The organism is Mesorhizobium alhagi CCNWXJ12-2 (assembly GCF_000236565.1).
Lineage (GTDB): Bacteria > Pseudomonadota > Alphaproteobacteria > Rhizobiales > Rhizobiaceae > Allomesorhizobium > Allomesorhizobium alhagi.
In genome coordinates this window covers 23,311-30,894 of the sequence record NZ_AHAM01000175.1, presented here as the reverse complement: position 1 = coordinate 30,894, position 7,584 = coordinate 23,311, and the positions used below count along the sequence as shown (strand labels likewise).

Annotated in this window: 6 protein-coding genes; 4 read left to right on the top strand and 2 right to left on the bottom strand. The window is 65.0% G+C overall.

Translation table 11 applies throughout. The features are described 5' to 3' along the window. The coding region (dprA, locus tag MAXJ12_RS20465; RefSeq protein WP_008837882.1) for a DNA-processing protein DprA at positions 1-1,124 on the top strand (1,124 nt) is incomplete at its 5' end. Positions 1,125-1,130: 6 nt separating this feature from the next. Here dprA and MAXJ12_RS20460 read toward each other — a convergent pair. Both MAXJ12_RS20460 and MAXJ12_RS20455 read right to left on the bottom strand, forming a co-directional pair. Next, positions 1,131-1,511: a helix-turn-helix domain-containing protein gene (locus MAXJ12_RS20460; RefSeq protein WP_008837881.1), complete on the bottom strand. Its 381-nt coding sequence runs from the start codon at positions 1,509-1,511 to the stop codon at positions 1,131-1,133. A gap of 96 nt (positions 1,512-1,607) precedes the next feature. Then, positions 1,608-1,811, bottom strand: coding sequence for a hypothetical protein (locus MAXJ12_RS20455; RefSeq protein ID WP_008837880.1), 204 nt, complete (start codon positions 1,809-1,811; stop codon positions 1,608-1,610). A gap of 287 nt (positions 1,812-2,098) precedes the next feature. Between MAXJ12_RS20455 and topA the strand changes: the two genes are divergently transcribed. From topA to MAXJ12_RS20440, 3 genes are read left to right on the top strand one after another with little or no spacing between them, the layout of a single operon-like run. Continuing rightward, positions 2,099-4,723: a type I DNA topoisomerase gene (gene topA / locus MAXJ12_RS20450; RefSeq protein WP_008837879.1), complete on the top strand. Its 2,625-nt coding sequence runs from the start codon at positions 2,099-2,101 to the stop codon at positions 4,721-4,723. A gap of 6 nt (positions 4,724-4,729) precedes the next feature. Then, complete coding sequence (gene rnr, locus MAXJ12_RS20445; RefSeq protein ID WP_008837878.1) at positions 4,730-7,063, top strand: ribonuclease R; 2,334 nt, start codon at positions 4,730-4,732, stop codon at positions 7,061-7,063. After that, positions 7,063-7,497, top strand: coding sequence for a DUF983 domain-containing protein (locus MAXJ12_RS20440; protein ID WP_008837877.1), 435 nt, complete (start codon positions 7,063-7,065; stop codon positions 7,495-7,497). Before rnr ends, MAXJ12_RS20440 begins: the two co-directional genes overlap by 1 nt. Positions 7,498-7,584 lie beyond the last annotated feature (87 nt).

Sequence of the window (7,584 nt, the reverse complement as noted above, 5' to 3'; positions counted from 1 at the left end):
CCAACCCCCCCGCCGGTCCCCGCCTGAGCGACCGGCAGCGGCTCGCCTGGCTGAGGCTGATCCGGACGCCGAATGTCGGACCGGCCACCTTCCGCGACCTGATCAATCGCTTCGGCTCGGCCGAGACCGCGCTGGAGATGCTGCCCGAACTGATGGCGAATGGCGGCGCGCAGCGCAGCCTGCGCATACCTTCGCAGAACGAGGCCGAAGCCGAGATGGAAACCGCGCGGCGCATGGGCGCGCGCTTCGTCTGCATCGGCGAGACGGATTATCCGGCGATGCTGCGGCGCATGGACAACCCGCCCCCGCTGCTGGCGGTGAAGGGGATCGGCGCGGTATTTTTTCTCCCCGCTGTCGCAATCGTCGGCGCGCGCAACGCTTCGCTGGCCGGCATCAAGATGGCGCGGATGCTCGCCGCCGATCTCGGCCGCGAGGGCCACGCCATCGTGTCCGGCCTGGCGCGCGGCATCGACACGGCGGCGCATCAGGGCAGCCTGTCGACCGGCACGATCGGTGTGCTGGCTGGCGGCCTCGATCGGCCCTATCCGCCCGAAAATGCTGATCTCTGTGACGAGATCGCCGCGAATGGCGGCGCGGTCGTTTCGGAAATGCCGTTCGGCTGGGAGCCGCGCGCGCAGGATTTTCCGCGCCGCAACCGCATCGTCGCCGGCATGGCGCTGGGCCTGGTCGTGGTCGAGGCGGCCAAGCGATCGGGCTCGCTGATCAGTGCAAGGCTGGCGGGTGAGATGGGACGGCTGGTCTTCGCCGTGCCCGGCTCGCCGCTCGACCCGCGCGCAGCCGGCGCAAACGGGCTTTTGAAAGACGGGGCGATCCTTGTCACCGAAACCTCGGATATCATCGAGGCGCTCGCGCCGCTCACCGGGCGGCCGGTTCCGCCGGCTGTTCAGCTGGAGGAGCCGCCGGATTTCTCCGCCACGCCCCCGCCCGGCGACGACGACCGCGCCCGCGTGGTCGAGGCGCTCGGCCCGACGCCTACCGGCATCGACGAACTGATCCGGCATACCGGGCTGCATCCGGCGCAGATGTTCATGATCCTTCTGGAACTCGATCTCGCCGGACGCCTGGAGCGGCATGCGGGCGGGGCGGTTTCGCTGGTGGCGTAGGTCGAGTTAGGCTGCCCGGTCTTCACGGCTGGGGCGTATCAGGACGTCGGCCGAGATGCCGAGTTCCTCATTCAGCCGCCGGATCATTTCGATCGACAGGCCGCGTTTGCGGTTCAAAACCTCGGCGACACGAGCGCGCGTGCCGATCAGAGGTTCGAGATCCTTGCGAGTCAGTCCCCGCTGCTCCATGCGGAACAGGATCGCCTCGATCGGATCGGGAGGATCGATGGGATGAATTCTTGCCTCGTAGGCTTCGATGAGCGTCGCCAGCACGTCAAGCCGATCGCCATCAGGCGTACCGCTCCTTGCTCCCCAGAGGCGGCCGAGTTCCGCCAGCGCCTCATCATAGTCTGCTTCCGTGCGGATCGGCTTCAACTCAATCGCCATGCTGCACCTCCGTCACATCGATCTATCGTAGGCTTTGTACCTAGACCATACGTCACGCCGGCTGATTTCGAAAAAGGTCGGTCGGGGCTAATTTGCTCAAGCAGCGCTGTCTCGCCTGTCCCGGCCCGCCCGTGAGGGACGCTCGCCGCGGGTGACCTCGCCTGCCTCGAGAAACGCCATCTCGATCAGGTAAGCGAGCATGTCGCAGCGCTCGTTCTCGGCCATGACACGCAACTGCCCGAGCATGGACTGGATGTAATCAAGCGTTTCGGTACGTTTCCTGCTATCGTTGCGGCGCATGCCCAGTGCTCCTCGTCAGCCGGCAGTCAAACAGCCGCCAACTTCCCTCCCCCGCCCGGGCCGGCGAAATTCGCGAGACCTGGGTTGCATGAACTTTAACTAATTTACTTAAAGTTGCAACAAATTAACGCGTATCGCGTGGGTTGCAGCAGGTAGCAAGGCACGAATTTCGGCTGTTCCCCTTGACCGGACGGAAAACCGCGGCCATGTGACGAGACCAATCGACAAGCTATCCGTCGCGCGCAGCGGTTCTTCTTCTCGCGCCACTCAGGAAAATACGAGCGCTCATGGACGTCGTCGTCGTCGAATCGCCGGCAAAAGCGAAAACGATCAACAAATATCTTGGACGGAACTACAAGGTTCTGGCCTCCTACGGACACGTCCGTGACCTGCCGGCCAAGGACGGCTCGGTGAGGCCCGACGACGATTTCGCCATGTCCTGGGCGGTCGACGGGCCGTCTTCCAAGCGCCTGACCGAAATCGCCAACGCGGTGAAGGCGGCGGACGGGCTGATCCTGGCGACCGACCCGGACCGCGAGGGCGAAGCGATTTCCTGGCATGTGCTGGAGGTGCTGAAGCAGAAGCGGGCGCTGAAGGACAAGCCGGTGAGCCGAGTGGTGTTCAACGCCATCACCAAGCAGTCGGTGCTGGATGCGATGGCCAATCCGCGCCAGATCGACGCGCCGCTGGTCGACGCCTATCTGGCGCGGCGCGCGCTCGACTATCTGGTCGGCTTCACGCTCTCGCCGGTTCTCTGGCGCAAGCTGCCCGGCGCGCGGTCCGCGGGCCGCGTGCAGTCGGTGGCGCTCCGGCTGGTCTGCGACCGCGAATCCGAGATCGAACGGTTCGTCCGCGAGGAGTTCTGGCAGGTCGCGGCCATTCTCGACACGCCGCGCCGGGAAAAATTCGAGGCGCGGCTGACCGCCTTCGAAGGCAAGAAGCTCCAAAAACTCGACATTTCCTCCAAGGCGCAGGCCGACGACATCAAGGCAATGCTGGAAGGCGCGAGCTTCAAGGCGCTGTCGGTCGAGGCCAAGCCCACCAGGCGCAATCCCGGCCCGCCCTTCACCACCTCGACGCTGCAGCAGGCGGCTTCGTCGCAACTCGGCTTTTCCGCCGTCCGCACAATGCAGGTCGCGCAACGGCTCTATGAAGGCATGGATATTGGCGGCGAAACGGCCGGCCTCATCACCTATATGCGAACCGATGGCGTGCAGATGGCGCCTGAGGCGCTGACGGAGGCGCGCAAGGCGATCGCCAAGGAATTCGGCGACAGATACCTGCCGGAAAAGCCGCGCTACTATTCGGTGAAAGCCAAGAACGCGCAGGAAGCCCACGAGGCGATCCGCCCGACGGACTTTTCGCGCAATCCCGCCGCCATGCGCAAATATCTCGATGCCGACCAGGCGCGGCTTTACGAGATGATCTGGAAACGCGCTATCGCCAGCCAGATGCAGCCGGCCGAGATCGAGCGCACCACTGTCGAGATCGAGGCGGTCAATGGCGGCCGGGTCGCCGGCCTGCGCGCGGTCGGTTCGGTGGTCCGCTTCGACGGCTTCATCGCCGCCTATACCGAGCACAAGGACGAGGATTCGGAGGACGAGGAGAACAAGCGCCTGCCCGAAATCCGGGCGGACGAAGCGCTCACGTGCGATACGATCCTTGCCACCCAGCACACGACCGAGCCGCCGCCGCGCTATTCGGAGGCGTCGCTGATCAAGAAGATGGAAGAGCTCGGCATCGGCCGGCCCTCGACCTATACGGCGATCCTGAAGACGCTCGAAGACCGCGAATACGTCACCATCGACAAGCGCCGGCTGGTGCCGCACTCGAAAGGCAGGCTTCTGACCGGATTCCTCGAAAACTTCTTCGAGAAATATGTCGAGTATGATTTCACGGCCTCGCTGGAGGAGAAGCTCGACGAAATTTCCGACGGCAAGCTGGCCTGGAAGGACGTGCTGCGCGACTTCTGGAAGGATTTTTCGGCGTCGGTCGACGACATCAAGGAATTGCGCGTCACCGACGTGCTCGACGCGCTGAACGAAGAACTGGCGCCGCTGGTGTTCCCCGCGCGCGAAGACGGCTCCAATCCGCGCATCTGCCCGAAATGCGGCACCGGGAATCTGTCGCTGAAGCTCGGCAAATACGGCGCTTTCGTCGGCTGCTCCAACTATCCCGAATGCAGCTATACACGCCAGCTCGGCGAGGCGGCCAATGGCGACGGCGAGAGCATCGAAGGCGAAAACGGCACCAAGGCGCTCGGCAAGGACCCTTACACGTCCGAGGAGATCACGCTGCGCAGCGGCCGCTTCGGCCCCTATATCCAGCGCGGCGAAGGCAAGGAGGCCAAGCGCTCGAGCCTGCCCAAGGGCTGGACGCCGGATTCGATCGACCATGAGAAGGCGCTGGCGCTGCTTTCGCTGCCGCGCGACGTCGGCAAGCATCCCGAATCCGGCAAGATGATCTCCGCCGGGCTCGGCCGCTACGGGCCTTTCGTGCTGCATGACGGCACCTACGCGAACCTCGAAAGCATCGAGGACGTGTTTTCGATCGGACTCAACCGGGCGGTTTCGGTGATCGCCGAAAAGCAGTCCAAGGGCAGAGGCGGCCGGAACGGCGGCACGCCGGCGGCGTTGAAGGATCTCGGAGAGCATCCGAACGGCGGCGGATCGATCACCGTGCGCGACGGCAAATACGGGCCCTACGTCAATTTCGGCAAGGTCAATGCGACGCTGCCGAAAGGCAAGGATCCGATGTCCGTCACGGTCGAGGATGCGGTGGCGCTGATCGCCGAAAAGGAAGCCAAGGGCGGCGGCGGCAGGAAGCCGGCGCGAGGCGCCAAGGCCGCCACGAAGAAACCAGCCGCGAAGAAATCCGCGGCCAGGAAGCCGGCGGCGAAGAAAAAGGACTAGGACGAATTGGCGAGAAGCATTTCCGGAAGCAAGGGCGGCGGCGGGAAAACCCGCTCCTCCGACACGCCCGCCGCCTCCGGAAGCGCTGCCCGCGATTTTCGCCCGTCGCGCGAAGACATCCTTCGCTATATCGCGTCCAATCCTGAAAAGAGCGGCAAGCGCGACATCGCCAAGGCCTATTCGCTGAAGGGCGAGGACCGCCTGTGGCTGAAGGACCTGCTGCGCGACCTGCAGGATGAGGGGCTTCTGACCAAGGACCGCAAGCGGCTGATCCGCCGCGGCGCCCTGCCCCATGTGGTGGTGCTCGACATCTTCTCGCGCGATGCCGAAGGCGGGCTTCTGGCGCGGCCGACGGAGCGCGCGACCGAGGACGACGAATTCAATCCGATCGTGTCGATCAAGCAGCGCCGCGACGCAAGCGGACCGGCGCCGGGCGTCGGCGATCGTGTGCTCGCCAAGACGTTCCCGACCAACGACCCGACCGGCCCAGCCTATACGGCGCGGGTGATGAAGGTATTCGACCGGCAGCGCGAGGCGGTGCTGGGCGTGCTGCGGGTCGGGCATGACGGGACGTTCCGCATCGAACCGGTTGAGCGGCGGCAGGCCGAACTGGTCGTCGAGGCTGAATTCCTGAACGACGCCAAGCCGGGCGACCTGGTCGAGGTGGCGCCGGTGCGCGCCGGCCGCTACGGCCTGCCGCGCGCCAAGGTGCTGACCGTTGTCGGCTCGCTGACCAGCGAGAAGGCGGTCTCGATGATCGCCATCCACGCCCACGAAATCCCGCACATCTTCCCGCAGGAGGTGATTTCCGAAGCAGAGGCGGTGAAGCCGGCGACGCTTTCCGGGCGCGAGGACTGGCGCGACCTGCCGCTGATCACAATTGATCCGGCCGACGCCAAGGACCATGACGACGCGGTGTTCGCCGAGCCGGATATGGACGAAAAGAACCCCGGCGGGGTGGTGGCGACCGTGGCGATTGCCGATGTCGCCGCTTATGTGCGCTCGGGCACGGCGCTCGATCGCGAGGCGCTGAAGCGCGGCAATTCGGTCTATTTTCCCGACCGCGTCGTGCCGATGCTGCCGGAGCGCATCTCCAACGACCTCTGCTCGCTCAAGGAAAAGGTCGACCGGCCGGCGCTCGCCGTTCGAATGGTTTTCGCCGCTGACGGCCGCAAGATCCGCCACTCCTTCCATCGCATCATGATGCGCTCGGCGGCGCGGCTCGCCTACCGGCAGGCGCAGACCGCGATCGACGGCGCGCCGGATGAGACGACCGGCCCTATCCTCGAAACCATCCTGAAGCCGCTCTGGGCGGCCTATGAAGTTCTGAAGCGCGGCCGCAACGCCCGCCAGCCGCTGGAACTCGATTTGCCCGAGCGAAAGATCCTGCTCAAGCCCGACGGCACGGTCGACCGGGTCATCGTGCCCGACCGGCTCGACGCGCATAAGCTCATCGAAGAATTCATGATCCAGGCCAATGTCGCCGCAGCCGAGACGCTGGAGGCCAAGAAGCAGCTGCTGGTCTACCGCGTGCACGACGCGCCGTCGCTGGCCAAGCAGGAATCGCTGCGCGAATTCCTGGCGACGATCGGGCTGTCGCTGGCGCGTGGCGCACAGATGAAGCCCGCCCAGTTCAACGGCATTCTCGAGCGCGTGCGCGGCGAAGACAACGAAGCCCTGGTCAACGAAGTGGTGCTGCGCTCGCAGAGCCAGGCGATCTACTCGCCGGAAAACCTCGGACATTTCGGCCTGAACCTGCGGCGCTACGCCCATTTCACCTCGCCGATCCGCCGCTATTCGGATCTGATCGTGCATCGTGCGCTGATCGGTGCGCTCGGGCTCGGCAAGGACGGGCTGACGCGAAGCGAGGAAGAGCGGCTGGAGGATATTTCGGCGCTGATCTCGGCGACCGAGCGCCGCGCCATGGCCGCCGAGCGCGACACGGTCGACCGGCTGATCGCCGCCTATCTCGCCGAACGGCTCAACGACACGTTCGACGCCCGCATTTCCGGCGTCACCAAGGCCGGGCTATTTGTCCAATTGCCGCAGTACGGCGCTGACGGCTTTATTCCTGTGTCATCTCTCGAAGGCGACTACTATATATTCGACGAAGCCGGCCGGTCGCTCTTCGGCGAGCGCACGGGCAAGGGCTTTCAGCTCGCAGATCGAGTCGAGGTTCGCCTGGTCGAGGTCGCGCCGCTGGCGGGAGCCATGCGCTTTGAGATGCTGACCGATCCAAAACCCCTGCCCGGGTCGAAGCGGTCGTTTCACAAGGCGAAGGGCCAGAAATCGCGGGCCCGCGCATCGCAATCGCGTCGGGGCTCCAACAGGAGACGATGATGGAAGAACAGGTTTTTGGCGGCGTGCATCACACGGGCCGCCCGGCAAGGCCGGTGTGGGAAGCGATGAAGCGCGGTTTTCTCGGGCGCTGCCCGCATTGCGGCGAAGGAAAGCTGTTCTCGTCGTTCCTGACGGCCATAGAGCGCTGCGCGCATTGCGGCGAGGAGATGCACCACCACCGCGCCGACGACCTGCCCGCCTATCTGGTGGTCGTCATCGTCGGACATGTCATCATCGGCGCGTTCATGGGCGTCGAAGCCACCAGCACGTTGTCGACATGGCAGCACCTCGCCATCTGGGCGCCGCTGACCATCATCTCCTCGCTGGCGCTGCTGCGACCGATCAAGGGCGCTGTCATCGGCCTGCAATGGGCTTACTACATGCACGGTTTCGGCGGCGAAGAGGATCGCATCGAGTCGCATCCCGAGGCATGAGCCATCCGGCATAGGTCGGACTAGCGCTGGAACAAAAGTGAATCGGGTGGGACAATTCCGTTCCGGCGGGCGGCACGGTAGGAACTT